Annotated in this window: 2 pseudogenes; both read left to right on the top strand. The window is 34.6% G+C overall.

What is annotated here, in order from left to right:
• Positions 1-318 (top strand): annotated as a pseudogene (locus tag AC1DPQ_RS28765) (BamA/TamA family outer membrane protein); the annotation flags it as partial.
• 141 nt (positions 319-459) lie between these two features.
• Positions 460-1,003 (top strand): annotated as a pseudogene (locus tag AC1DPQ_RS28770) (hypothetical protein); the annotation flags it as partial.

Genomic DNA, 1,003 nt, shown 5'->3' on the forward strand with positions numbered 1-1,003 from the left:
TTATATCTGGGCGGACAAGGGAATCTCTTAGGGTATCGCCAGTTCAGGTTTGCCGGCGAACATACTTTTTATAACAACTTAGAGCTTAGGGCCAAGCTTGGCGATCTGGTTAGTTATGTTTTACCCGGACAAGTTGGCTTATTGGGTTTTTATGATGTAGGTAGGGTTTGGAAACGTGACGAAACTTCTACATTATGGCACCATGGTGTAGGAGGGGGCGTTTATTTTGCACCAGCATCACTTACAGTTGTGCGTTTTGTAATGGGACACTCGTCTGATGGCTGGTACCCATACGTATCGCTTAATTTTAGGTACTAAATTTGTGTAACATATTAATAGATGTAATATCCAAGTATTACGTTCAGCAGACGAACATTGCTTTAATGAGTATGTATCTTTGCAATGAATTAGTAATTAAATAGATAACAATAAAATTTACACTATAGCAAAACTTATACAATGAATACCAATGTAATACAGATACATAAAAACGAATGTATACATTGCCAGGTAGAATCATCTCTGTCTTTCCGCCCACTTGTGGAATATTTAAAAGGCAGATTGAAAACAGAAAAATCGGTAAAATCTGAATTTTACAGGTTTTTACTTCAAAAAATTGAAAAAGACGATGTGCTGCTTGGCAACATCAGTGCCGAAGATTTATCTCAATATAAAGATACCTTAGAATTAATTTTTACCATTCTAACCCCTTTAATGGATAATGAAGATGATTTGTTTTGGGCTTTAAGTACCCCAATTCCAGATCAGATTTTCTTTAGCACCAATGCATTCTATAAATTTTTTAAGGATCATGATCCTAAAAATAAAGTAACGAAAGACAACGAGCCTATTGAGAAAAAACAGCTTAAGTTTATTTACAATGTTATTTTAGGCCGTTTTTATAATTTTACTTCAGTGCTGAAAAATGAGATCATTTATGCGCACATTAATCAGGAAACAAAACTGACACAATACTATAATATCCAAACCGATACGAAGTTTG

Source organism: Pedobacter sp. 01T416_2 (genome assembly GCF_056398925.1).